This window comes from Jannaschia sp. S6380 (assembly GCF_023015695.1).
Lineage (GTDB): Bacteria > Pseudomonadota > Alphaproteobacteria > Rhodobacterales > Rhodobacteraceae > Jannaschia.
In genome coordinates, this window is record NZ_JALKAS010000002.1 from 749,004 (window position 1) to 771,287 (window position 22,284).

Annotated in this window: 20 protein-coding genes and 1 riboswitch; of the genes, 9 read left to right on the forward strand and 11 right to left on the reverse strand. The window is 70.4% G+C overall.

The window, feature by feature from the left end:
* Nucleotides 1-128 precede the first annotated feature (128 nt).
* Nucleotides 129-3,755, reverse strand: coding sequence for a cobaltochelatase subunit CobN (gene cobN, locus MWU52_RS16745; RefSeq protein WP_246954223.1), 3,627 nt, complete (start codon nt 3,753-3,755; stop codon nt 129-131).
* A gap of 79 nt (nt 3,756-3,834) precedes the next feature.
* On the opposite strand from cobN, the gene MWU52_RS16750 reads away from it, so the two are divergent.
* Entirely contained in the window at nt 3,835-4,749 is a 915-nt protein-coding gene (locus MWU52_RS16750) for a pseudouridine-5'-phosphate glycosidase (RefSeq protein WP_246954224.1), read from the forward strand.
* Nucleotides 4,750-4,770: 21 nt separating this feature from the next.
* Here MWU52_RS16750 and cobW read toward each other — a convergent pair whose 3' ends face one another.
* Together cobW and MWU52_RS16760 are read right to left on the reverse strand one after the other, a co-directional pair.
* On the reverse strand, nt 4,771-5,838 hold the full coding sequence (gene cobW / locus MWU52_RS16755) for a cobalamin biosynthesis protein CobW (protein WP_246954225.1): 1,068 nt from the start codon (nt 5,836-5,838) through the stop codon (nt 4,771-4,773).
* Nucleotides 5,839-5,903: 65 nt separating this feature from the next.
* Complete coding sequence (locus tag MWU52_RS16760; protein WP_246954226.1) at nt 5,904-6,548, reverse strand: HupE/UreJ family protein; 645 nt, start codon at nt 6,546-6,548, stop codon at nt 5,904-5,906.
* 119 nt (nt 6,549-6,667) lie between these two features.
* Nucleotides 6,668-6,884, reverse strand: a riboswitch (cobalamin riboswitch).
* Between the two features lie 221 nt (nt 6,885-7,105).
* On the opposite strand from MWU52_RS16760, the gene smc reads away from it, so the two are divergent.
* Nucleotides 7,106-10,567: a chromosome segregation protein SMC gene (gene smc, locus MWU52_RS16765; RefSeq protein ID WP_246954228.1), complete on the forward strand. Its 3,462-nt coding sequence runs from the start codon at nt 7,106-7,108 to the stop codon at nt 10,565-10,567.
* Nucleotides 10,568-10,643: 76 nt separating this feature from the next.
* The gene (locus MWU52_RS16770) at nt 10,644-11,420 is read left to right on the forward strand and encodes a transglutaminase family protein (RefSeq protein ID WP_246954230.1); all 777 of its coding nucleotides are present in this window, start codon (nt 10,644-10,646) and stop codon (nt 11,418-11,420) included.
* Here MWU52_RS16770 and cbiB read toward each other — a convergent pair.
* The 3 genes from cbiB to MWU52_RS16785 are packed head-to-tail and all read right to left on the reverse strand — an operon-like array spanning nt 11,417 to nt 13,656.
* On the reverse strand, nt 11,417-12,319 hold the full coding sequence (gene cbiB, locus MWU52_RS16775) for an adenosylcobinamide-phosphate synthase CbiB (RefSeq protein ID WP_246954232.1): 903 nt from the start codon (nt 12,317-12,319) through the stop codon (nt 11,417-11,419). The genes MWU52_RS16770 and cbiB overlap by 4 nt on opposite strands.
* Nucleotides 12,316-13,272 carry a threonine-phosphate decarboxylase gene (locus tag MWU52_RS16780; protein WP_246954233.1) on the reverse strand — a complete coding sequence of 319 codons (957 nt, stop codon included), beginning with the start codon at nt 13,270-13,272 and terminating at the stop codon, nt 12,316-12,318. Before MWU52_RS16780 ends, cbiB begins: the two co-directional genes overlap by 4 nt.
* 18 nt (nt 13,273-13,290) lie before the next feature.
* Nucleotides 13,291-13,656, reverse strand: coding sequence for a DUF1636 domain-containing protein (locus MWU52_RS16785; protein WP_246954234.1), 366 nt, complete (start codon nt 13,654-13,656; stop codon nt 13,291-13,293).
* A 184-nt stretch (nt 13,657-13,840) separates the two neighbouring features.
* Here MWU52_RS16785 and MWU52_RS16790 point away from each other — a divergent pair, with 184 nt between their 5' ends.
* Together MWU52_RS16790 and MWU52_RS16795 are read left to right on the forward strand one after the other, a co-directional pair.
* Nucleotides 13,841-14,266, forward strand: coding sequence for a hypothetical protein (locus MWU52_RS16790; RefSeq protein WP_246954235.1), 426 nt, complete (start codon nt 13,841-13,843; stop codon nt 14,264-14,266).
* 107 nt (nt 14,267-14,373) lie between these two features.
* Nucleotides 14,374-14,652 carry a peptidase gene (locus MWU52_RS16795; protein WP_246954236.1) on the forward strand — a complete coding sequence of 93 codons (279 nt, stop codon included), beginning with the start codon at nt 14,374-14,376 and terminating at the stop codon, nt 14,650-14,652.
* Nucleotides 14,653-14,658: 6 nt separating this feature from the next.
* Here MWU52_RS16795 and MWU52_RS16800 read toward each other — a convergent pair whose 3' ends face one another.
* The 5 genes from MWU52_RS16800 to argH form a co-directional block, all read right to left on the reverse strand.
* The gene (locus tag MWU52_RS16800) at nt 14,659-15,738 is read right to left on the reverse strand and encodes a hypothetical protein (protein ID WP_246954237.1); all 1,080 of its coding nucleotides are present in this window, start codon (nt 15,736-15,738) and stop codon (nt 14,659-14,661) included.
* A 27-nt stretch (nt 15,739-15,765) separates the two neighbouring features.
* The gene (greA, locus tag MWU52_RS16805; RefSeq protein WP_246954238.1) at nt 15,766-16,236 is read right to left on the reverse strand and encodes a transcription elongation factor GreA; all 471 of its coding nucleotides are present in this window, start codon (nt 16,234-16,236) and stop codon (nt 15,766-15,768) included.
* Between the two features lie 101 nt (nt 16,237-16,337).
* Entirely contained in the window at nt 16,338-16,730 is a 393-nt protein-coding gene (locus MWU52_RS16810; RefSeq protein ID WP_246954240.1) for a DUF1761 domain-containing protein, read from the reverse strand.
* Between the two features lie 115 nt (nt 16,731-16,845).
* A complete protein-coding gene (locus MWU52_RS16815; RefSeq protein ID WP_246954242.1) occupies nt 16,846-16,992 on the reverse strand; it encodes an argininosuccinate lyase in 147 nt (48 codons plus the stop codon).
* On the reverse strand, nt 16,989-18,389 hold the full coding sequence (gene argH, locus MWU52_RS16820) for an argininosuccinate lyase (protein WP_246954244.1): 1,401 nt from the start codon (nt 18,387-18,389) through the stop codon (nt 16,989-16,991). Before argH ends, MWU52_RS16815 begins: the two co-directional genes overlap by 4 nt.
* On the opposite strand from argH, the gene MWU52_RS16825 reads away from it, so the two are divergent.
* The 4 genes from MWU52_RS16825 to MWU52_RS16840 all read left to right on the forward strand — a co-directional run bounded on the left by MWU52_RS16825 (nt 18,388) and on the right by MWU52_RS16840 (nt 22,267).
* Nucleotides 18,388-18,942: a TlpA disulfide reductase family protein gene (locus MWU52_RS16825; RefSeq protein WP_246954246.1), complete on the forward strand. Its 555-nt coding sequence runs from the start codon at nt 18,388-18,390 to the stop codon at nt 18,940-18,942. The genes argH and MWU52_RS16825 overlap by 2 nt on opposite strands.
* A gap of 119 nt (nt 18,943-19,061) precedes the next feature.
* A complete protein-coding gene (locus MWU52_RS16830) occupies nt 19,062-19,976 on the forward strand; it encodes a calcium/sodium antiporter (RefSeq protein WP_246954248.1) in 915 nt (304 codons plus the stop codon).
* Between the two features lie 94 nt (nt 19,977-20,070).
* Nucleotides 20,071-21,033: an L-malyl-CoA/beta-methylmalyl-CoA lyase gene (locus MWU52_RS16835; RefSeq protein WP_246954249.1), complete on the forward strand. Its 963-nt coding sequence runs from the start codon at nt 20,071-20,073 to the stop codon at nt 21,031-21,033.
* A gap of 70 nt (nt 21,034-21,103) precedes the next feature.
* The gene (locus tag MWU52_RS16840) at nt 21,104-22,267 is read left to right on the forward strand and encodes a LytS/YhcK type 5TM receptor domain-containing protein (RefSeq protein ID WP_246954250.1); all 1,164 of its coding nucleotides are present in this window, start codon (nt 21,104-21,106) and stop codon (nt 22,265-22,267) included.
* Nucleotides 22,268-22,284 lie beyond the last annotated feature (17 nt).

Here is a 22,284-nt window from a genome sequence, read left to right on the forward strand (position 1 = left end):
CCGCATACGCCGGGGGCAGCCTGATATCCCATGACGCGGCCGGACCGAACGCGGGATTCGGCCGTCCCATTGGACGTTATCGGATGTCCGACGGGTCGATCCGCGTCTCTCCGGGCCCGCACATGCGATCAGCCGCGCGCGTGGCGCTCGATCAGGCCCCGGGCCGAGTTCGACCGCGGCGACCAGAGCCCGCGCCGGATCGCCTCGGCCAGCCGGTCGGCGATATCGGCCAGGGCAGGGGCGTTGACCTCGGCGATGAAGTCACGGGTGTCGTCATCCTCAAGCACGGCCGCCGAAACGAGGTCGAAATGATGGTCGCGCACCGCACCGGTCGTGGCGGCGAAGGCGAACAGGTAGTCGACCGTCGCCGCGATCTCGAACGCGCCCCTGTAGCCGTGGCGTTTGACGCCGGCGATCCATTTCGGGTTGACGACGCGCGACCGGACGACGCGGCCGATCTCGTCCTCCAGCGTGCGGATGACGGGGCGTTCGGGGCGGGAATGGTCGTTGTGATAGATCGGACGCCGCACGCCCTGCAGCATTTCCACCGCCGCGGCGGCGCCACCCTCGAACTGGTAGTAGTCGTCGCTGTCCAGCAGGTCGTGTTCGCGGTTGTCCTGGTTCTGCACGATCGCATCGGCCTGGCGCAGGCGCTGGCGCAGGCCGTCATGGTCGGGCGTACCCTCGCCGTTGCCGTAGGCATAGCCGCCCCATTCGACGTAGGACGCCCCCAGATCGGCGGTGTCGGACCACAGGCGTTCGTCGATCATCGCCTGCAACCCGGCGCCGTAGGCCCCCGGTTTCGAGCCGTAAACACGCGCCCGTCCCTCGCCCGCGCGCGCACGTTCGGCGGCGGGGTTCACGTCATCCGGCTCGTCCAGGGCCTGCACCGCGCGGGCGGCGGCATCGACAAGGGCCATCTGGCTCGGGAAAGCGTCGCGGAAGAAGCCGGAGACGCGCAGCGTCACGTCGACACGGGGCCGGCCGAGCGCGGTGTGCGGAATGATCTCGAACCCGGTGACGCGGCGGTTTGCGGCGTCCCATTGCGGGCGCACGCCCATCAGCGCTAGCGCCTGTGCGATGTCGTCCCCGCCCGTGCGCATGTTGGCCGTGCCCCAGGCGGTGACGAGCATGGCGCGCGGCCAGGCGCCGTGATCCTGCAAGTGCCGGTCGATCAGCAGGGAGGCGGATTTCCAGCCCAGCTTCCACGCGGTCGGCGTCGGCACGGCGCGGCTGTCCACCGAATAGAAGTTGCGCCCCGTCGGCAGCACGTCGGGCCGGCCCCGGGTGGGCGCGCCCGACGGACCGGGCGGCACCGCGCGCCCGTCCAGCGCATCCAGCAGCGCCGCCCCCTCGGCCGGGCCGCATTCGGCCACGGTCGCGCGCAGCCGTTCCGCGTCGCGCAACACGGTCGCGGTCGCCGGGCCGGGGGTGGATGCCGCGCCGGTCAGCAGGGCGGCAGAGAGGTCCTCGATCCGCTCCACCGTGTCACCGGTGCTGCGCCACGGGTACGCGCCAGTCAGCGCTGCGGGACGCGGACCGCCCCACGGCGCGGCCATGTCGCAGTCGAGCGGGTCGAACCCCAGCCCCAGATCGGCGGCGATGGCGCGGGGCAGGCTCTCGTCCGCACCCCGCGGCAGGCGGAGCAGCGCCTGGAGCAGATCGTCCGCCAGACGCCCCGCCGGCGACTGGCCGAAGACATGCAGGCCATCGCGGATCTGCGCTTCCTTCAGTTCGCAGAGATAGGCGTCGAGCTTGGCCAGATCGTCGCCCCCGTCCATGCCGGCATCGATATCCAGCCCGGTGGCGCGGGCCAGCGAAAGGATCTCGGTGCGCAGCGTGTCGATGCGGCGCGGATCGACATTCGCCGCCTCGTAATACTCGTCCACCAGGCCTTCGAGATCGCGCAGCGGACCATAGGTCTCGGCCCGCGTCAGGGGCGGGGTCAGGTGGTCGACGATGACGGCCTGTGCGCGGCGCTTGGCCTGCGTGCCCTCTCCCGGATCGTTGACGATGAAGGGATAGACATGCGGCATCGGCCCGAGCGCGATCTCCGGCCAGTCGTCGCCGCCCAGGGCCACCGCGCGGCCGGGCAGCCATTCGAGGTTGCCGTGCTTGCCCATGTGAACGACCGCGTCCGCGTTCGCGCGCAGCCAGGCGTGGAAGGCCAGATAGTTGTGCGGCGGCACGAGGTCGGGCGAATGATAGGTGTCGGTCGGGTCGATGTTGTAGCCCCGCGCCGGCTGTAGGGCGACGACCGCGCGGCCGAAGCGGTGGATCGACAGGGCGAATTCGCCGTCGGCGCAGAACGGATCGTCCTCGGGGCGGCCCCATCGGTCCTCGACCTGCTGTCGCGCGGCGAGGGGCAGCCCGTCATAGAACGCCCGGTACGTGTCGAGCGGCAGGCGTTCGCCCCCCGTCCGGTCGGCGCGGTCGGTCAGCCAGTTCGTCGGCCCGTCGAGGATGCGCGCCATCAGTGCGGCGCCGTCGGCAGGGGGCGCCACGTTATAGCCCGCGTCGCGCAGCAGCCGCAGCGCATGCGCGGTCGCCGCGGGCGTGTCCAGTCCGACGCCGTTGGCAAGACGGCCGTCGCGGTTGGGATAGTTCGCGAGGACGAGGGCCACCCGCCGATCGCCCGGTGCCATGCGGCGCAGGCGGCACCAGTTCGCCACCAGGTTCGCGGTGAACGCGATCCGGTCCCCCTGCGCCTTCCACGTCGCGATGGGGCATTGCGTGGCCTCGTCGAAGAACGCCTCGCCCTTGAAGCCGATGGCGCGCGTCAGGATCCGACCGTCAAGCTCGGGCAGAGCCACGTTCATGGCGATGTCACGGGCCGATAGGCCGGTCGTGCCGTCTTGCCATCCCTGTTCGGTGCCCCCCGACAGGACGGCCTGGAAAACCGGCGCGCGATCGGCCCAGGGTGCGGCCAGCGGATTGGCGGACGGATCGCCGACGGCGAAACTCGTCAGGTTGATGACCGCGTCGGGGGGCGTGTCGGTGAACAGCGACTGCAGCGTCGCCTGGCTGACCGGATCCTTGAGCGAGGCCACGAAGATCGGCATCGGGTTCGTGCCCGCCCGCAGGAGCGCCTTGACCAGCCGGTTGACGGGGTTCAGCCCCGCGCCCTGCAACAGCGCGCGGTAGAAGATGACGGGAACGACGGGGGCACCCTCGGCCCAGGCGGCGCGCAGGGTGTCGGGTGTCGCCTCGGCCGCGCCGGGCCAGTAGAGCCCTGCGCGCAGAAGCGGGCGCGCGGGGGCCGGGCGATCGGCTCCGTCGATCATGGCGCGGGCATGGGCCAGGAAGGTCGCGGCGTTCTGCGGGCCCCCTTCGACCAGGCAGGACCACAGCGCGTCGTAGTCGTCGGCGGCGACGGTGCTGAGACCGCGTAATTCGGCGTCGGGTTTGTCGTCGCCGGGCAGCGCGGCGAAGGGGATGCCGGCCTCGTGCAGGCGGGCGGCGTATTGCTCCAGCCCGTAGGTCCAGTAGCCGCGCCCGCCGAGAATGCGCGCCACGACCAGCCGCGACCGGGTGGCGCAACTGTCCAGATGAAGGTCGACCGACATCGGGTGCCGAAGATGTGTCAGGTTCGCCAACCGCAAGGATGGCGGATCGGTCATTTCGGCCCGGGCCTGCGACAGGGCGGCCAGCTCGGTATCGGCCGCCGAGATCACGACCAGATCCGCCGGATCCTGGCCCAGATCGACCGGTTCGCCGTCGTCGATGGCGCCCGGTTGCGCGGCGAGCAGATGCATGGCGACCTCCTGATCCGGGGGAGGGTTTGCGGGAGGCGGCGGATGGGTGCAAGAGGGGCCGAAACGTCAGGAGGCCCCGATGATCCGACCGCAGATGACCCCGGAAATGGAGGCCGCCCTGGCCGAAGGCCGACCGGTGGTCGCATTGGAATCCACCATCATCAGCCACGGCATGCCCTGGCCCCGCAACGCCGAGGTCGCGCTGCAGGTCGAGGATGCCATCCGGCAGGAAGGCGCGGTGCCGGCGACCGTCGCGGTGATCGACGGACGGCCCTGCGCCGGTCTGGACGAGGATCAGATCGCTCGGCTTGGGCAGGGGGGCGATGTGGTCAAGGCCGCGTCGCGCGATCTGGGTGCCTGCATCGTGCGGGGGGCAACGGCGGGCACGACGGTCAGCGCGACCATGCGGATCGCGGCCCTGGCGGGCATCGGCACCTTCGCCACCGGCGGGATCGGCGGGGTGCATTGCGGCGATGGCATGGATGTCAGCGCCGATCTGACGGAACTGTCCGCCACCGACGTCCTGGTTGTGTGCGCGGGGGTGAAGTCGATCCTGGACATCCCGCGCACGATCGAGGTGCTGGAGACGCTGCGCGTGCCGGTCGCGGTCCATGGGGCGGACGAGTTTCCCGCTTTCTACACCCGCCGGTCGGGCATCGTCGCGGGCGAGCGGTTCGACGATCCCGCCGACATCGCGGCGGTCCGGGCGGCGAACGCCGCGCTGGGGCTGGGGACGGGGATGCTGGTGGCCAATCCGATCCCTATGGCCGACGCGCTGGATGCGGAGCAGATCGGCGCCACGATCGACGCGGCCCTGGCCGAGGCGGAAGCGCGGGGCATGGCGGGCAAGGATGTCACGCCATTCCTTCTGGGCCGTCTGAACGACGTGACCGAAGGGCGCGCGCTGGCGGCGAACATCGCGCTGGTGCTGAACAACGCGCGATTGGCGGCGCGGATCGCCGTGGCGGAGGCCGCCGCGCGCAGCGAAGCCTAAGCCCCCGAGTCCCCGGGCGCGTCAGGCGGGGACGGCCTCGCCCTGCAGGGCATCGGTGATCGCCGCGTGGTCCAGCCCGGCCTGCCCGATCACGACGAGTCGCGTGACGCGGGGGTCGGACCCCAGCGGCCGGTCGTAGTAGTAGTCCACCCGTGGCCCGACCGCCTGGATGGTCAGCCGCATGGGCTTGCCCGCCACCGATGCGAACCCCTTGAGGCGCAGGATACCGTGATCGCGGATCACTGCGGCCACGTGGCGGGCGAAATCGGTGGGGTCGGTCACCTCGGGCGCCGCGACGACGAAGCTCTCGAACGCGTCGTGGCCGTGCGCGTGGTGATGGTCGTCATGGTCGTCGTCATCGTGGTGGTGGTGATGGTGGACCTCGTGCCGGGCGGCGATGTCGTCCTCGGCCGATTGGCCGCGCCCCAGCAGGACGTCCGCCGGCAGCGCGCCCATCTTGGCCGGCACGACCTGGACGCCGTCCCGCGCCTCGCCGCGCAAACGGGCGACGAGCGTGGCGGGATCTTCCATCAGGTCCACCTTGTTGACCACAATCATGTCGGCACAGGCGACCTGGTCGGCGTAGAGTTCGGACAGCGGCGTCTCGTGGTCCAACCCGTCATCCGCGGCGCGCTGCGCGTCCACCGCGGCGACATCGGCGGCGAAGGTTCCCGCGGCCACGGCGGGGCCGTCCAGCACGGTGACCACGCCGTCGACGGTAACGCGGGTCTTCAGGCCGGGCCAGTTGAAGGCACGCACGAGCGGTTGCGGCAAGGCCAGGCCCGACGTCTCGATCACGATGTGGTCGGGGGGCGTATCGCGCGCCAGCAGCGCCTCCATCGTGGGGACGAAATCATCGGCGACGGTGCAGCAGATGCAGCCGTTCGACAGCTCCACCACGTCGTCGTCGGCGCAGCCCTCGATGCCGCAGCCCTTCAGGATGCCGCCATCGACGCCGAGGTCGCCGAACTCGTTGATGATGAGCGCGATGCGCCGACCGCCCGCGTTCTGCAGCAGGTGACGGATCAGCGTCGTCTTGCCGGCGCCCAGAAAGCCGGTGACGATGGTGGCGGGGATCTTGGCGTGCATGTCGATGGCTCCGGATGAAGATGGCCGCCGCCCCGGCGGGACGGCGGCCGCAGGGTTGGGCGGGATCAGGCGGCGAGAAGCGCCACGATCGGGCCCTCGACGATCTCGAGCGCGAGGAAAACGCCAACGCCGGCCACCATGGCCCCCGCGAGGCGCGCATTGACCGAGGCGGCCGTTGCCGCGCCGAACAGCCGCCGGATGGCGAAGCCGGCGACCACCGCGATTGCATACTGGATCGCGGCCAGGCCCAGCAGGTAGCCCACGAACACGGACATCGCCGCGCCGCCTTCCTGACCTGCGATGGACCCGCCGAAGGCCGAGCCGTGGAACAGGCCGAACCCGGCGAACAGCGCCAAGGCAGCCCCGGGCGACAGGGCACGGCCCGACAGGACGAGCCCGCCCATGACCAGCAATGACAGCACGATCACCGTCTCGGCCGCGGGCAGCGCGATGCCCGACGCCATCAGCGCGCACCCGAGCAGCATGGCCGCCACATAGGCCAGAGGTGCCGTCAGCGCGCGACCGGTAAAGGTTGCGGCGATGCCCATGGCCACCACGAAGAACAGATGGTCGAAGCCCAGCACCGGGTGGCCGACACCCGACATCAGGCCGTGTGCGAAGGTCTCCATCGGCAGGCCGCCCAGCGGGTGATGCGCAAGCGCGGGCGTGGCCGCGAGGGTCGCCGCCGAGATGGTGAGAATGCGTTTCATGTCTGTCCCCTTCCGCCCGATACGCGGGCCGGTTCATGTGAAGGGGGGTCGTGGCGGGGCCTGCACGCAAGTCGCCCGATCACGGAACACCCCGTCCGTTGCGTCGTGCCGTGCCCCGTTGCATGGGCGCGGTGCAGGGCTGGTCTCCTGGCTCGCGGGTCGAAGTTTGGTGCCGCCTTCCCGGGTCGCCCCAGTGGCCTGTCGGCACCGCACTCGCCGCTTACAGTCGCGGGGGCGGCTGCGGCCTCGGGTCCCTGGTTGGGTCACCTTCACCGCATTCCCATTTCATCCCCACCGGCTGGGCCGGGCCGGGGAACCTTGCCCGCTCGTGATGCGCCCCCGTCGCCCGGCCCGTCAAGCGGCAATCCCGACCATCGGCCGACCGATCGCGCCATCGGGGGCCCCAGGTCGCGTATTTGGCCTCCGCCGCCGGCATCGCCGTCCGCCGGCCACATCGAGCGGCAGGCGACCGCGATATCTTGTGGAAAACCGCTGAAACGCCCCCAGATAAGGTCGAGGGCTGTTGACGGGCCGGTCGGGGCGGACAAACTGCGGCCATGCGTTTCTCCCGCCTGCGCCTGAATGGGTTCAAGTCCTTCGTCGATCCGACCGACCTGCTGATCGCGGACGGGCTGACCGGCGTGGTCGGGCCCAATGGCTGCGGCAAGTCCAACCTTCTGGAGGCGCTGCGCTGGGTCATGGGCGAGAATCGCCCGACGGCGATGCGCGGCGGCGGGATGGAGGACGTCATCTTCGCCGGTGCCGCCAGCCGCCCGGCCCGCAACTTCGCCGAGGTGACGCTCGCGCTCGACAATTCGGACCGAACCGCGCCCGCGGCGTTCAATGACGCGGATGCGCTGGATGTCGTGCGGCGGATCACGCGCGACGCGGGCTCGGCCTATAAGCTGAACGGCAAGGACGTGCGTGCGCGCGACGTGCAGATGCTGTTCGCCGATGCCTCGACGGGTGCGCACAGCCCCGCGCTGGTGCGGCAGGGGCAGATCAGCGAACTGATCAACGCCAAGCCACAGCGCCGGCGGCGGATCCTGGAGGAGGCGGCCGGCATCTCGGGCCTCTACCAGCGACGCCACGAGGCGGAGCTCAAGCTCAACGGGACCGAGATGAACCTGGCCCGCGTCGATGACGTGATCGAGCAGTTGGCCGCGCAGTTGGCCTCGCTCGCGCGGCAGGCCCGGCAGGCCGCGCGCTATCGCGAGATCGGGACGGCGTTGCGCCGGGCGGAGGGCATGCTGCTCTATCGGCGCTGGCGCGAGGCCGATCAGGCGCGCGCCGCCGCGGACGACACGCTGCGCGAGAGGGCGACCGCGGCCGCGACGGGCGAGCGTCTGGCCGTCCAGGCCGAGACCGCGCGGGCCGATGCCGAGACCGCACTGCCCCCCCTGCGCGAGGAGGAAGCCGTCGCCGGCGCCATCCTGCAGCGGCTGACGGTGCAGCGCGACACCCTCGCCGACCGCGAGGCACGCGCGCAGGATGAGATCGCGCAGCTGCAGGGGCGACTGGGGCAGCTGCTGCAGGACGCCGCGCGCGAGGATACGCTGAACCGGGACGCCGGCGCGACCATTACCCGCCTGACCGCCGAGGCGGCCGAACTGGAGGAGACCGCGAAGGGTCAGGACGAGGGTTTGGCGGTGGCGCAGGACGCCGCCCGCGAGGCGGCGGCCGTCCTGCGCGACCGGGAGGCGGAGCTTTCCACCCTGACGGAGGATCTGGCGCGGCTGTCGGCACGGCACCAGTCCGTCAATCGACTGGCCGAGGACGCGGCCACGCGCCTCACCCGGATCGAGGCGGACGGTGCGCAAGCCCGAGAGCAGGTCGAGGCGGCGCGGCGGACCCTGGCCGAGGCGGAGGCGGAGGCGGAACAAGCCATCGCCGACCGCGCGCTGGCGCAGAAGGCCGCCACGGATGCCGAGACGGCCCTGACCGAGGCGGAGACGGCGCGCGAGGCCGCGCAGGATGCCGAGGGCGCCGCCCGGACCGAGCGGGCCGAGGCCGAGGGCGCCGCCGGTACGCTGGGGGCGGAGGTCAGCGCGCTGTCGCGTCTGCTGGCCCGCGATACCGGCGAGGGGGAGCCGGTCCTGGATCGCGTCAAGGTCGCGGCGGGCTATGAGGCGGCCCTCGGGGCGGCCTATGGCGACGATCTGCGCGCCGCCGAGATCGGAGCCGGAAACGAGGAGGAGACCGGCTGGGCGACCTTGCCGCCCTATGACCGGCCCGCGGCCCTTCCCGATGGCGTTGCCCCGCTGGCCCCGCATGTCGACGGCCCGCCGGTCATGGCCCGGCGGCTGGATCAGATCGGCCTCGTCGATGCCGAGCAGGCCGCGCAGATGCAGCCGCGACTGTCGCCGGGCCAGGTCCTCGTCTCGGTCGAGGGGGACCTTTGGCGCTGGGACGGGTTCCGCGCCTCGTCGGAAGCCGCCCCGTCGGCGGCCGCGCTGCGGTTGCAACAGATCAATCGGCTGGCATCGCTGCGCCAGGACTTCGAGGAGGCGACAAGCCGCGCCGAGGGTACGCGTGCGGCGCATGAGGCGCTGGCACGCACGCTGACCTGCCGCAAGGAGGAGGAGGCCGCCGCCCGGGCTGCCCGGCGCGATGTCGATCGCGCCCTGACCGAGGCGGGCCGCCGTCTGGCCGGGGTGGAGGGATTGCGCGGCACCGCCGCATCCCGGCTGGAGACCGCGCAGATGTCGGTCGCGCGTTTCGAGGACGAGATGCTGGAGGCGCGCGAGGCGCTGCGCGAAGCCGAGGCCGCACGCGGCAACCTGGCCCCGCTGGACGGCGCGCGCGCCGCGCTGGAGACGATCCGCGCCACGGTCGAGGCGGCGCGCATGGCGATGATGGGGCGCCGCGCGCAAGCCGACGAGATGAAGCGCGACGTCGAGGGCCGGGCCCGTCGCCTGCGCGAGGTCTCGGCCGAACTGGGCGACTGGCGGGGCCGCCTGGCCTCGGCCGATGCGCGGCTTGCGGATCTGAACGCCCGCCATACGGAGACGGAGGCCGAGCTTGCCGCCGCGCGCGCCGTGCCCGAGACGTTGGCCACGCAGCGCGATGCCCTGGCGCGAGAGATTGAAACGGCCGAGCGCCGTCGTGCCGCCGCCGCCGACGCGTTGGCGCAGGGCGAGACGGCGCTGCGCGAGGCGACCGACGAGGCCCGACAGGCCGAACGCGGCGCCGGCGAGGCGCGCGAGGCCCGCGCCCGGGCCGAGGCGCGCCTGGACGCGGCACGCGAGACGCTGGCCCAAGCCGAGGCTCGAATTGCCGAGGCGCAGGAGCGCAGCCCCGCCGAACTGCTGCAGACGCTGGACGTCGACCCCGACGCGATCCCCGACGCGCAGGCGCTGGAAATCGAACTGGGCGACCTGAAGCGGCGGCGCGACGTCTTGGGCGCGGTCAACCTGCGCGCCGAGGAGGACGCCGCCGAGGTGCAGGCCGAACACGATCTGCTGGCCGCCGAGAAGGCCGATCTGGAGCAGGCCGTGGCCGAGCTGCGCGCGGGCATCGCCGCCCTGAACAAGGAAGGACGGCAGCGGCTGCTGGACGCCTTCGACATCGTGAACGAGAACTTCGGAACCCTGTTCCGCCACCTGTTCCAGGGCGGCGAGGCCAGGCTGGAACTGGTCGAGAGCGACGATCCGCTGGAGGCCGGTCTGGAGATCATGTGCCAGCCGCCGGGCAAGAAGCTATCGACGCTGTCGCTTCTGTCCGGGGGCGAGCAGACGCTGACCGCCTTGGCGCTGATCTTCGCGGTGTTCCTGGCCAATCCGGCGCCGATCTGCGTGCTGGACGAGGTGGACGCGCCGCTGGACGACGCGAACGTCACGCGGTTCTGCGACATGCTGGACGAGATGACGCGCCGCACCTCCACCCGGTTCCTGATCATTACCCATCACGCCGTCACCATGTCGCGGATGGACCGGCTGTTCGGGGTCACCATGGTCGAGCAGGGCGTCAGCCAGCTGGTCTCGGTCGACCTGAAGAAGGCCGAGGCCCTGGTGGCGTGATCCCCGCGGGCGCACCTGCAGGCGGCGGAATTTTCCGCCGTGCGGAACCACCGGCCCTGTCCCCGTGTCGTTCTTGATGGACCTCCGCATCGAAGCCGCCCTCAGCTATGATTTCGACGCCCCGACCGACCTGCTGTTGCAGGTGGAGCTGGCGCGCGCCGCCGGACAGAACATCGTCGAAGACGCGCTTTTCACGACGCCGGTCGAGGGATTCGTGCGGATCGACGGCGGATCGGCTTTCGGCACGCGCGCCTGGATGCAGGCGGAGGGCCGGCTGGACGTGACCTATCGCGCGCAGGTGACGATCGACCGGCCCGATCCGGACTGGGCCGCACTGACGGCGAACCCGCCCCGGACGATGACGGCCGAGGCGACGTCTTTCCTGATGCCGTCGCGATACTGTCCGTCCGACGAGTTCGAGGCTTTCGTGTGGGCCGAATTCGACGGGCTGGACGGTGGCGCCCGGGTCGCGGCCATGCGCGACTGGATCGAAGGGGCCTTCCGCTATGTCCCGGGAACCAGCAATTCCGCCACGACCGCGCGCGAAAGCTTCGTGCAGCGGCAGGGCGTCTGTCGCGACTATGCGCATGTGATGATCGCCTTCGCCCGCGCCTCGGGCATCCCGGCGCGGATGGCTTCGGTCTACGCCCCCGATGTCGACCCGCCCGATTTCCACGCCGTGGCCGAGGTCTGGTTGGAAGATGCATGGCATCTGATCGATGCGACGGGCATGACGACCGCCTCGCGGATGGCGATGATCGGGATCGGCCGGGACGCGGCCGACGTGTCTTTCCTGACGTCATTCGGCATGGCCCGGATGGTCGGGCAGAAGGTCGATGTTCGTCCCGTCTAGAGAAGCGCCAGGACGACCGCGATCACCAGGGCCGCGCCCCAGGTCCGCCAAAGCGCCGTGCAGGCGCGGTCGATATCGCCGGCGTCGACATCCTTGCGGCCCGTCGGGTTGACCCAGGGAAAGTCCTGCATCGCCCCGTCATAGCTGCGCGGCCCCGACAGCGAGATGTCCAGCAGGGGGGCCATCGCCGCCTCGGGCCAGCCGGCATTGGGCGAGCGGTGCTGATGCGCGTCGTTCGGGACGCGGTGCCAGTGATGTGGCGCGAAATTCGCCAGAAGGATCAGCGCTGCCGTCAGCCGTGCCGGCACCCAGTTCAGGATGTCGTCCAGACGCGCCGCCGCCCAGCCGAACGCCGCATGCCGGGGGGTGCGGTATCCGATCATGCTGTCGGCGGTGTTGACGACCTTGTAGACCATCATCCCCGGCAAACCGGCGATCGCGTACCAGAACAACGGGGCGATCACCCCGTCGGACAGGTTCTCCGCCCCGCTTTCGATGGCCGCGCGAGCGACGTCGGCGCTGTCCATCCCGGTCGTGTCGCGCCCGACGATCCGGGCCACGGCGTCCCGCCCGTGGCGGACGGAGATGCGCAGGCCGTCGGCAACGGCGCGGACGTGGTCGATCAGACTGCGATGGGCCAGCAGGATGGCCGCCGCGATCGTCTCGATCAGGCCGAAATCCGGCAGGATCGCGATGACCCAGCCGGTCAGCGCGGCCGTCGCCGTCAGGACGAACACCGTCAGCACGCCCTTTGCCCGCCGATACGTCCCCCGGTTCAGACGACGGTCGAGGGCGGCGATGGCCCGGCCCGCCAGTGCCGCCGGATGCGGGACGCGCGACCAGAGCCAGTCCGGCTCCCCGAACCATGCGTCGAGGATCATGGCCGCGGGAAGGATCATGCAAGCGCCTCCTCAAGCTGCGTCCAGCGGTTGTCGGGCGGCAGACCCAGGCGGATCCAGCGGTCGGAATAGGGGAAAGTTCGCGACCAGATGCGATGCCGGGCCAGCCGCTCCTGAAAGGCGCGGGCATCGGCCGTATCGTACAGCTTGAACAGATCCGTGCCGCCGATTGGCCGGGCGTGGGGCACCATCACCGCGTCGAGGCGTCGTGCGGCCTCCGCCAGGTGCGACCGGGTTCGCCGGGCCCAGCCGGTATCGCGCAAGGCCTGCGTCCCGATGCCCAGGGCCGGGCCGGAGACGGGCCAGGGGCCCAGCGCCTCGCGCAGCGGGGCGAGGGTGTCCGGCGTGGCAATGGCGAAGCCCAGCCGCAGGCCGGCCAGTCCCCAGAACTTGCCGAAGCTCTTGAGGACGACCGTGCCGGGGCGCATCGACAGCCCGACATGCGTCGCATCGGGAACGATGTCGCAGAAGCTCTCGTCGATGATCGCAAACGGGGCCGTCAGTTCGTCGCGGCCAGTCAGGCGGCCGTCGGGGTTGTTGGGATGGACGACGACCTGCGCATCCCGCCCGACATCATCGATGGCCCAGCCCGCCGCGCGAAAGGCCGCCGCATGTTCGTTATAGGTGGGGCCGGGGATCGCGACGCGCCCGGGCGGGGTCAGCACCGGCAGGCGGGCAATGAGGGCGGATGCCCCCGGCGCCGCCAGGATGTCGGCTCCGTCGGGGACGCCCCAGAACGCGCGGGCGGCATCGCCGAGCGCCCGGGTCGCCGCCGCGTCGGGCAGCGCGGTCCAGACCCGCGCGGGCATCTCGGGCAGTGGATAGGGGTCGGGGTTGATCCCCGTGGACAGGTCCAGCCAGTCATCGACATCGCCGCCCCAGCGTGCCCGGACGGCATCGAGCCCGCCCCCGTGATCGCGCGCGGGTGGCGGGACGGTCGGTGCGTCAGGCATCGGCGGCCGGTGGTCCGTTCATTCCGTCACGGGGGGATGGCGGGTCACGAAATGGCCCTTGATGGCCACGGGCCATTCCCGGAACGGCACGACCCCGGTTTCGACGGCGGCGTGTTTGGCGGCGTATTCGACAAGTCCTGCGGCCGCGTCGGGCGTGGGGTCGAAGCGCCCCAGCGTATAGGCCATCTTGCCCGGTCCCTGCAGCGCGACGTTGCAGGCCCCCGAACAGCCCATCAGGCAGGAATGGCGCCGCGTTCGCACCCCTTCGACACCCGCGGCGGCGGCCTCGACCAGTGCGGCGAGCGCCTCGCCATCCGTTCGGCCGGAATCGGCATCCCAGTCGTCGCGCTTGCAGGTGTCGCAGATCGTGATCGTGGTGGTCATCGGCACTCCGCCCCGGCTTTGCAGCCGGGATAGACCGGGGGTCGGGACCATTGCAATCGGCAACCTCTCGCCGATGTGTTCCGGTCCGACCCGGCGCTTAACCCTTCGTTAAGATTTGGATGCGCAAGTTGACGTAGCGGTAAGCCTTTGTGCTTCACCGGATCGTCCGCCGGAGGTGTTCTGCATGTCGAGACCTGATCTGAAGGCCCTCATCGTCGGCCCCGAGTTTCGTTCGGCCGCCGGACGCGCGCGGATCGCCGCGGACTTGGCACGCGACGGGATCCGTCTGGCCTACGCGACTTCGCAGGACGAGGCGGCGCTGTGGCTGTGCGACAACGATCCTTCGATCGTGCTGATCGACCTGGAACTGGCCGATGGCAGCCCGCTGGCGGTGGCCGATTTCTGCAACTACCGCCGCCCCGAGGCGCGTGTGCTGCTGCAGGGCGGGGGGCATCTGTTCACCGACGGCTCGATCTTCGGACTGGTGGGCAATGCCCATGCCCTGGTGCCGGCCCAGATGTCCGAGGCGGATATCGCGTCGCTGATGGCGTTCCATTCGCATGCCGCCAAGGCGCCGATGGATCGGTGGCAGGCCGTGGCGCCCGCCTGAGAGGCCGCGCGGTGCTTGCCAGACGCTGCCTGCCGGGCTAGAGCGGGGGCGGTCACTGCGCGGTTCGTTCGCGAAGGCCCCCCGACATCGACAACACACGGACCCCCATGCGGCGCGATCGGCATGCGTTCTCGGGTCGTCTGGCCAACTGGCTGGAACGGCACGAACAGAACCTGAAATGGAGCGCCCTGGCGCTGGGTATCGCCAGTACGGTGGCCATCGTTCAGAACTGGCAGCCGTGGCCGATGGTATTCGGCCTGCCGTTCTGCCTGATATGGGTCCTGTGCGCCTGGCTCAGGACCGAACGACAGCTCAAGTACATCAACCTTCTCTTCACGGCGCTCTATGTCTACGGGCTGCTTCGCTGGCTTGCCCTGCAGCCCTGATCGTCTTCAGGTGAAGGTGCCGGCGACCCGCGCGGTCAGCATGAAGGCGCGCGCGGTCCGGGTGTTGGCGAAGCGCATCAGCTCCGCATCCGTGGCCCGCTCGGCGAAGGTGGGATAGACGCGGTCGAAGGTGCGCAGGAAGTGATGCACCGCGTCGCGGAAGACGGGGTCGTCCTTCATCCGCCCCGTGGTCAACGCCAGGCTCGACCGGTCGCGTATCCCGCCGAGGGCGGCGACCTCGGGGCCGTGGATGCCGCGTGCGAAGGCGCGCCACAGGGCCGGCTCGGCCCGGTGGACGGTCAGATCGTCCATGTAGATGCCGTCCTGCGCCAAAAGGGTCAGAAGGTCCTGACCCGCCGTCACAAGCTGCGCCGTCTGATGGTGTTCCAGGGCGGCACGTAGGACGCGGAACCCCTCGACGTCGCGTTCATTCGCCGGGAAATCCAGCGCCCGAATGAAATCCTCGGGGGGCAGTGGCTCGATCTCGGGGCCGGTATCGAGCGCCAGGCGCGGCTCCGACGGCTCGGGGCGCGCGGGCGGTGCGATGACCGGCGCCGGTGGCGCCTCCTTCTGGAGAGCGGCGACCTCGGCGCCCAGAACGGCCTGCGCGCGGCTGACCTTCTCGATCCGTTCCTCTACTGCCCGGCGCAGCGCGGCGGTGCCCTCGCGCTGCTGCTCGACATAGCTCAGCCGCATCGCGTCGATGGCGCCCTGAAGGCGGGCGCTTTCCTCGCGCATGGTGCGAGCGGTGCGCGCGGCCGAAGCTGCGACCCAGATCAGGGCGACCGGCAGGAAGACCCCGAGGATCGCCATCATGAAACCCAGCGGGTCGCCGCGGCTGACCCGGGCCTGCTCGGGTTCGATGGTCAGGAAGAACCAGCCGACGAGCCCGAGCCAGAGAAGGCTGAGGACCAGGGCCATCACCTCGACGATGGACAGGCCGGGTGTGCGGGACGGATGGGTCCGGGCGCGCGGCCGATCCGTGCCGCCGGTCCGGGGCGTTCCGCCATGCCGCGCGTCGGTCCGCAACCGGGTGGCGAGGGCGGTGGGTTCGGCGCGCGACAGGGTTTCCGAGCGGTCAGTCATCTTTCGGGCGCCCCTTCCTGCCTGCGTCTAGCGGTAGGTCACGGCGGTGACCTCGTAGTCGCGCGTGCCGCCGGGGGTGCGCACCTCGACGCTGTCGCCCTCCTCCTTGCCGATCAGGGCACGGGCGAGCGGCGACTTGATGTTGAGCAGGCCGTTCTCGATATCGGCTTCCTGCTCGCCCACGATCTGATAGGTCTTCTCCTCCTCCGTGTCCTCGTCGATCAGGGTCACGGTGGCGCCGAACTTGATCGCGCCGGACATCTTGGCCGGGTCGATGACCTCGGCAAGGCTTATCAGCCCCTCCAGTTCCTTGATGCGCCCTTCGATGAAGGACTGCTTTTCGCGGGCGGAATGGTATTCGGCATTCTCCGACAGGTCGCCATGCTCGCGCGCCTCGGCGATGGCACGGATGATCGCGGGCCGCTCCTCGGACTTCAGTTGCTTGAGCTCGGCCTGCAGCGCCGACATTCCGCGCGGCGTCATCGGGATTTTTTCCACAATACTCTCCTGCCGGGGCGGCCTTCCGCCCCCGTCCATCGTTTCCCGGACTGTAACAGCGCGCGTCGCGGGCGCAACGGCCCCCGGCGGCGTTTGTCCCGTCAGAACAGGCCCAGAACCAGCCCGATCATGGCCGAGCCGAAGGTCGCGTATCCTGCGTCGATCGCCATCAGCGGCCGTGGCCGCGCCGCGAAGCCGTAGCAGGTGACGAGCCACGGCGCGGCGATGAACAGCCCCGCGCCCAACCCCCAGACGAAGCCCTCGCCGGCGCCGTCGACCCCCGCGCGCGCAAAGACGAAGGCAAGCATCGCCGCGACCAGCACGGCCGAGATCAGGCCCAACACATAGGGCACCGGGTCCGCGCGGTTGGCCGGCTGGCCGTTCTCGACGGGGACGCCCGACACCGCCATCCAGCTCCTGGCGAGGATCGAGTACCAGACTGCGCCGAACGCGAAACCGGCGAGGCCCGCCACGATGATGCCGACAATGCCCATGGAGATGTCCCCCTCATTTTCGGCCATAGCCTAGGCGCGGCGCGGCCGTCGCGCAAACGCGGGGCACGGGGGCCGGTGCAAGCCCCTGACCCCGCGAGGGGATCGACGGCGCGGCCTAGAAGGTACGGACGAGTCCGGCCTCGACGCTGCCCGATATGGTCACGCCGGGGCGGCGCTCCTCCTCGACCTCGGAGGGGGGGATCGGGGGGCCGTCGACGCCGCAGGCGGTCAGCAGCAGGACCAGGGGGATCAGGCGGATCATGCGAGACGCTCCTTCCACCGCGCGACCTGCGCGCGGACGTTGTCGGGGGCCGTGCCGCCATAGGACGTGCGCGACGCGACCGAGTTGTGCACGCCCAGGACGTCGAAGACGCCATCGGTGATCCCGTCATGGACCGACCGCATCCGGTCGAGCGTCAGGTCCGGCAGGTCGATGCCCGCATCCTCGGCCATCTTGACCAGCGCGCCGGTCACATGGTGCGCCTCGCGGAAGGGCAGGTCCAGCTCGCGCACCAGCCAGTCCGCCAGATCGGTCGCGGTCGAGAAGCCCGAGGCGGCGGCGGCCTCCAATGCAGATCGGTTCGCGGTCATGTCACCGACCATGCCGGTCATCGCGGCCAGGGCCAGCATCAGGCTGTCGGCGGCGTCGAAGACCTGTTCCTTGTCCTCCTGCATGTCCTTGGAATAGGTCAGCGGCAGCCCCTTCATCACCATCAGAAGCGCCGCCTGCGCCCCGAAGATGCGCCCGATCTTGGCACGCAGAAGCTCGGCCGCGTCGGGGTTCTTCTTCTGCGGCATGATGCTGGACCCGGTGGTCCAGCGGTCCGACAGCGTCACGAACCGGAACTGCGCCGAAGACCAGATCACCAGCTCCTCCGCCAGGCGCGACAGGTGCATCGCGCAGATCGACGCGGCGGACAGGAATTCGAGCGCGAAGTCGCGATCCGACACCGCGTCGAGCGAATTGGCCGCCGGCCGGTCGAAGCCCAGGGCCTTCGCCGTCATGTCGCGGTCGATGGGGAAAGACGTGCCGGCCAGCGCGGCCGTCCCCAGCGGGCATTCGTTCATCCGCCGCCGCGCGTCCTGGAACCGCGACAGGTCGCGGGCGAACATCTCGACATAGGCCAGCATGTGATGGCCCCAGGTGACGGGCTGCGCCGTCTGTAGGTGGGTGAAGCCGGGCATGACCCAGTCGGCCCCGGCCTCCGCCTGGGCCACCAAGGCGCCGATCAGCCGGGGCAGGGCGTCGATGGCGGCATCCGCCTGGTCCCGCACCCACATGCGGAAGTCGAGCGCGACCTGGTCGTTGCGCGATCGCGCCGTGTGCAACCGGCCCGCCGGGGCGCCGACGATCTCGGTCAGGCGCGCCTCAACGTTCATGTGGATGTCCTCGAGCGCGGTCGACCAGGCGAACGTCCCGCCCTCGATCTCTGACAACACCGTGAGAAGGCCTTCCCGGATCGCCTCGGCATCCGTATCCGTCACGATACCCTGCGCGGCCAGCATCGCGGCATGGGCCCGGCTGCCTTCGATGTCCTGGCGCGCCATGCGCCGGTCGAAGCCGATGGATGCATTGATCGCCTCCATGATCGCGTCCGGGCCTTCCGCGAACCGGCCGCCCCACATCTTGTTCGACTTGGCTTCGGACGGTTTAGACATGGATCGCCTCATGCTGCGGAAGACTGCCCTCGCGCTATACGGCCTGACCCTCGCGCTCGCCACCCCCGCGGCGGCGCTCGACCCGGCGCTGCTGACCGGGACGATGGCGAAGATGGCACCGGTCGATCCCTACACACCGTCGATCACAGCCTACACGCAGGCGGACGGGTCGATCGGGGACCTGTCGGATTATGCCGGCGAGGTCGTGGTGCTGAATTTCTGGGCCACCTGGTGCGCACCCTGCCGAGCGGAGATGCCGTCGCTGCAGGCCCTTCAGGACGAACTGGGCGATGACGGGCTGGAGGTGGTGACGCTGGCTTTTGGGCGCCACAACCCCGAGGCGATGGCACGCTTCTGGGCAGATACCGGCGTAACGACGCTGCCGCTGCATCTCGACGCCCGGTCGGAGGTGGCGCGCGGGATGGGGGTGAAGGGCCTGCCGCATACGGTGCTGCTGGATCGCGAGGGCCGGGTCGTCGCGGAACTGGTCGGCGAGGCGGATTGGGCCGCGCCCGAGACGCTGGCCCTGATGCGTGCGCTGCTGGAGGAGTAAGCGGCGGTTTCTTTCCGCACGGATCTTGATGCGCCCGCGACGCCCGCCGATGTGATCCGTGTCCCCAAGCCCGCGCCCGGCCGGGGCCGCATCGCTCCGGGTGTCCGAGACGACGTTGCATGGATATTCTGCTGGTGTTGGCGGGCCTCGCCGCGCTTCTGGTCGGGGGCGGGCTCTTGGTGTCCGGCGCGGTGGACCTCGCCCGTCGCTGGGGTCTGCCGCCGCTGGTGATCGGTGTCACGCTGGTCGGCATGGGCACGTCGCTGCCGGAACTGCTGACCAGCCTGCGCGCCGCGCAGACCGGCGCGCCGGGCCTCGCCCTGGGCAATGTCGTCGGCTCGAACGTCGCGAACATCCTCCTGATCCTGTCCGTCGCGGCGCTCCTCAGCCCGGTGGCGATGCCGCGCAGGGTATGGCGGGGCGACGGGATCGTGCTGCTCGGGATCTCCGTTGCCGGCGCGCTCTGGCTCGGGCTGGCCGGTGGGCTGGGCCTCCTTGGCGCGGTGGCGTTCCTCGCGGTGTTCGCGGTCTGGATGGCGTGGCAGTTGCGGCAATCCGACCCCGATCCGGACCTCGACGCCGCGCCGCCGATGTCGGCCCTTGGCGCGGGCCTCCTCGTCGGTCTGGGCTTCGCCGGCGTTCTTCTGGGGGCGGAGATGCTGGTGCGCGGCGCGGTGTCCCTGGCCCGGCTCTGGGGCGTGTCGGAGGCGGTAATCGGCTTGACCATCGTGGCGGTCGGCACGTCGCTGCCGGAACTCGCCACTTCCGCCATGGCCGCCTGGAAGGGCCGCAGCGAGATCGCGCTCGGCAACGTGCTGGGGTCGAACGTGTTCAACCTGCTGTTCATCCTTGGGGTGACTGGTCTGTTCGCGCCGCTGCCGGCGGATGCCCGGTTCGCCGTGCTGGACATTCCGGTCATGGTCGGTGCCGTTGTCCTGTTGCTCGCCGTGGCCTATCGCGGGCGGATCGGCCGCGCGGGTGCGGCGATCATGCTGGCGGGATACGGCGCGTATATCTGGGTGCTGACCGCCTGATACCGATGCCGCGGTGCGGCACTTGCGCCCGCGCGGGTCAGATCGTAGCGAGTGGGGCAGCATACACGCAATATCGTTACCCGGAGAAATACCGATGAGCTTTCGCCTCCAACCCGCCCCCGCGGCCCGTCCGAACCGCTGTCAGCTGTTCGGCCCGGGATCGAACAAGAAGCTCTTCGCCAAGATGGCGGGCAGCGATGCGGACGTGGTCAACCTCGACCTGGAGGATTCGGTCGCCCCGTCGGACAAGGACGCCGCCCGTGCCAACGTCATCGCCGCCATCGGCGCGGTCGATTGGGGCCGGAAGGTCCTGTCGGTCCGGATCAACGGGCTCGACACGCCATATTGGTACCGCGACGTCGTCGACCTCATGGAACAGGCGGGCGACCGGCTGGACCAGATCATGATCCCCAAGGTCGGCTGTGCCGCCGATGTCTATGCCGTCGATGCCTTGGTCACCGCGATCGAGGCGGCGAAGGGGCGCGGCAGGCGCATCGGTTTCGAGGTCATCATCGAAAGCGCCGCCGGCATCGCCCATGTCGAGGAGATTGCGGCCGCATCGCCCCGGATGGTCGCGATGTCGCTCGGCGCGGCCGATTTCGCCGCCTCGATGGGGATGCAGACGACCGGGATCGGCGGCACGCAGGACGACTATTACATGCTGAAGGACGGCGCGCGCCACTGGTCCGACCCGTGGCACTGGGCGCAGGCGGCGATCGTCGCCGCCTGCCGGACGCATGGCGTGCTGCCCGTGGACGGGCCGTTCGGCGACTTCTCGGACGACGAGGGCTACCGCGCGCAGGCTCGCCGCTCCGCCGTGCTCGGCATGGTCGGCAAATGGGCGATCCATCCGAAGCAGATCGCGCTCGCCAACGAGGTCTTCACGCCATCCGAAGACAAGGTCGCCGAGGCGCGGGACATCCTCGCCGCAATGGAGGAGGCCAAGGCGTCCGGCGCCGGGGCCACCGTCTACAAGGGTCGCTTGGTCGACATCGCGTCGATCAAGCAGGCCGAGGTCGTGGTCCGGCAATCGGAGATGATTGCATCCAATTCGTAGCATTCTGCCGTCCGGAATAACCTGCCGGTAACCTGTGGCTGCGAAACCTTCGCCAAACGAGGGGTTCGCCATGACACATTGGACGACGCTGCTGGATTTTCTCGGGCCCCTGGCGCTTCTGGGGATGATGGCCGTCGCTTTCGGGGCGGTGCGTCGGCTGATACCGGGGTGCCAGCTGTCGACTTCCGTCCTCGGGCTCCTGTTCGGAACGGTCGCAATTCTCCAGATGAACGCCCCGTTCAGTCCGGTCGACGGGCTGATCGTCGACATGCGAAATGTCGCGGTCGCACTGGCCGGGGCGTTTCTGGGCCTGCGCGGCTTCGTGATCTGCCTGATCATCGCCGCGGCGATGCGGCTGCAGATCGGGGGGGTCGGCGCGGCCTCGGGCATCGCGGCCATGATCCTTGCCGGCGGCGCCGGCGTACTCTGGCATGCGATGACGTGGCATCGTCCGCGGGGCATCTGGTCCATGGCGGGCCTTGCCGGGTTGATGAGCGTGCATCTCCTCGCCGTCGTCCTCCTCCCGTCCGATCTCGCGATCTGGTTCCTGTCGCAGGCCGCACCGGTGATCGTGGCGCTGAACCTCTTCGCCGTCACGCTGATCGGCCTCCTCCTGGAGCGGGAACGGCTGCGCGCCGCCGAGGAGGCGCGTCTGCGCGCGGCGCTCGCGTCGGACCCCGGTGAACGGCTCATGTCGCGCGAGGCACTGGAATGGGCGGTGACACAGGCGTCGATATCCAGCGCGCTGCGCGGCGATGCGATCGCAATCGGGCTGCGGCTCGGCCATCGGGGGCTGCTGGCCCGGCTCTGGGGGGCCGAGATCGACCGGATCCCGATGCCCGGCCTGCGTCGACGGCTCGAGGCACTGCTGCCCGAAGGGGGAATCGTGGGCCGCGCCGATGCGGGGCTGATCGTGGTGGCCATTCCAGGCCTGTCGAATGCGGGTCTCGACGAACTCTGCGAACGTCTCCGCCGATGCGTGTCTGACGCACCCGCCCACGCGGGGGAATTGGCGCCGCCTCGGCTGGCCGTCAAGGTCGCTGTCCGTCGATACGAGGTCATGCCATCCTTCGCTACCGTGCTGGCCGACCTGACGGGGCATGCCCGTTCATCGCGCAAGGGGCATGCCGCTACGCCCGTCGCCCAATCCTCGGGTCAGGTTCAGACGGCCGCCGGCGACGTCCTGTTCCAGACCTTCGACCGATTGCGTGAACTTCGCTTCGGATCGCCCTGAGCGGACCCGGCCCGGTC

Excerpts from the sequence above, each read along its gene's own strand:
- cobN (WP_246954223.1), bottom strand. The coding sequence starts at position 3,755 with ATGCATCTGCTCGCCGCGCAACCGGGCGCCATCGACGACGGCGAACCG.
- MWU52_RS16750 (WP_246954224.1), top strand. The coding sequence starts at position 3,835 with ATGATCCGACCGCAGATGACCCCGGAAATGGAGGCCGCCCTGGCCGAA.
- cobW (WP_246954225.1), bottom strand. The coding sequence starts at position 5,838 with ATGCACGCCAAGATCCCCGCCACCATCGTCACCGGCTTTCTGGGCGCC.
- MWU52_RS16760 (WP_246954226.1), bottom strand. The coding sequence starts at position 6,548 with ATGAAACGCATTCTCACCATCTCGGCGGCGACCCTCGCGGCCACGCCC.
- smc (WP_246954228.1), top strand. The coding sequence starts at position 7,106 with ATGCGTTTCTCCCGCCTGCGCCTGAATGGGTTCAAGTCCTTCGTCGAT.
- MWU52_RS16770 (WP_246954230.1), top strand. The coding sequence starts at position 10,644 with ATGGACCTCCGCATCGAAGCCGCCCTCAGCTATGATTTCGACGCCCCG.
- cbiB (WP_246954232.1), bottom strand. The coding sequence starts at position 12,319 with ATGATCCTTCCCGCGGCCATGATCCTCGACGCATGGTTCGGGGAGCCG.
- MWU52_RS16780 (WP_246954233.1), bottom strand. The coding sequence starts at position 13,272 with ATGCCTGACGCACCGACCGTCCCGCCACCCGCGCGCGATCACGGGGGC.
- MWU52_RS16785 (WP_246954234.1), bottom strand. The coding sequence starts at position 13,656 with ATGACCACCACGATCACGATCTGCGACACCTGCAAGCGCGACGACTGG.
- MWU52_RS16790 (WP_246954235.1), top strand. The coding sequence starts at position 13,841 with ATGTCGAGACCTGATCTGAAGGCCCTCATCGTCGGCCCCGAGTTTCGT.
- MWU52_RS16795 (WP_246954236.1), top strand. The coding sequence starts at position 14,374 with ATGCGGCGCGATCGGCATGCGTTCTCGGGTCGTCTGGCCAACTGGCTG.
- MWU52_RS16800 (WP_246954237.1), bottom strand. The coding sequence starts at position 15,738 with ATGACTGACCGCTCGGAAACCCTGTCGCGCGCCGAACCCACCGCCCTC.
- MWU52_RS16810 (WP_246954240.1), bottom strand. The coding sequence starts at position 16,730 with ATGGGCATTGTCGGCATCATCGTGGCGGGCCTCGCCGGTTTCGCGTTC.
- MWU52_RS16815 (WP_246954242.1), bottom strand. The coding sequence starts at position 16,992 with ATGATCCGCCTGATCCCCCTGGTCCTGCTGCTGACCGCCTGCGGCGTC.
- MWU52_RS16825 (WP_246954246.1), top strand. The coding sequence starts at position 18,388 with ATGGATCGCCTCATGCTGCGGAAGACTGCCCTCGCGCTATACGGCCTG.
- argH (WP_246954244.1), bottom strand. The coding sequence starts at position 18,389 with ATGTCTAAACCGTCCGAAGCCAAGTCGAACAAGATGTGGGGCGGCCGG.
- MWU52_RS16830 (WP_246954248.1), top strand. The coding sequence starts at position 19,062 with ATGGATATTCTGCTGGTGTTGGCGGGCCTCGCCGCGCTTCTGGTCGGG.
- MWU52_RS16835 (WP_246954249.1), top strand. The coding sequence starts at position 20,071 with ATGAGCTTTCGCCTCCAACCCGCCCCCGCGGCCCGTCCGAACCGCTGT.
- MWU52_RS16840 (WP_246954250.1), top strand. The coding sequence starts at position 21,104 with ATGACACATTGGACGACGCTGCTGGATTTTCTCGGGCCCCTGGCGCTT.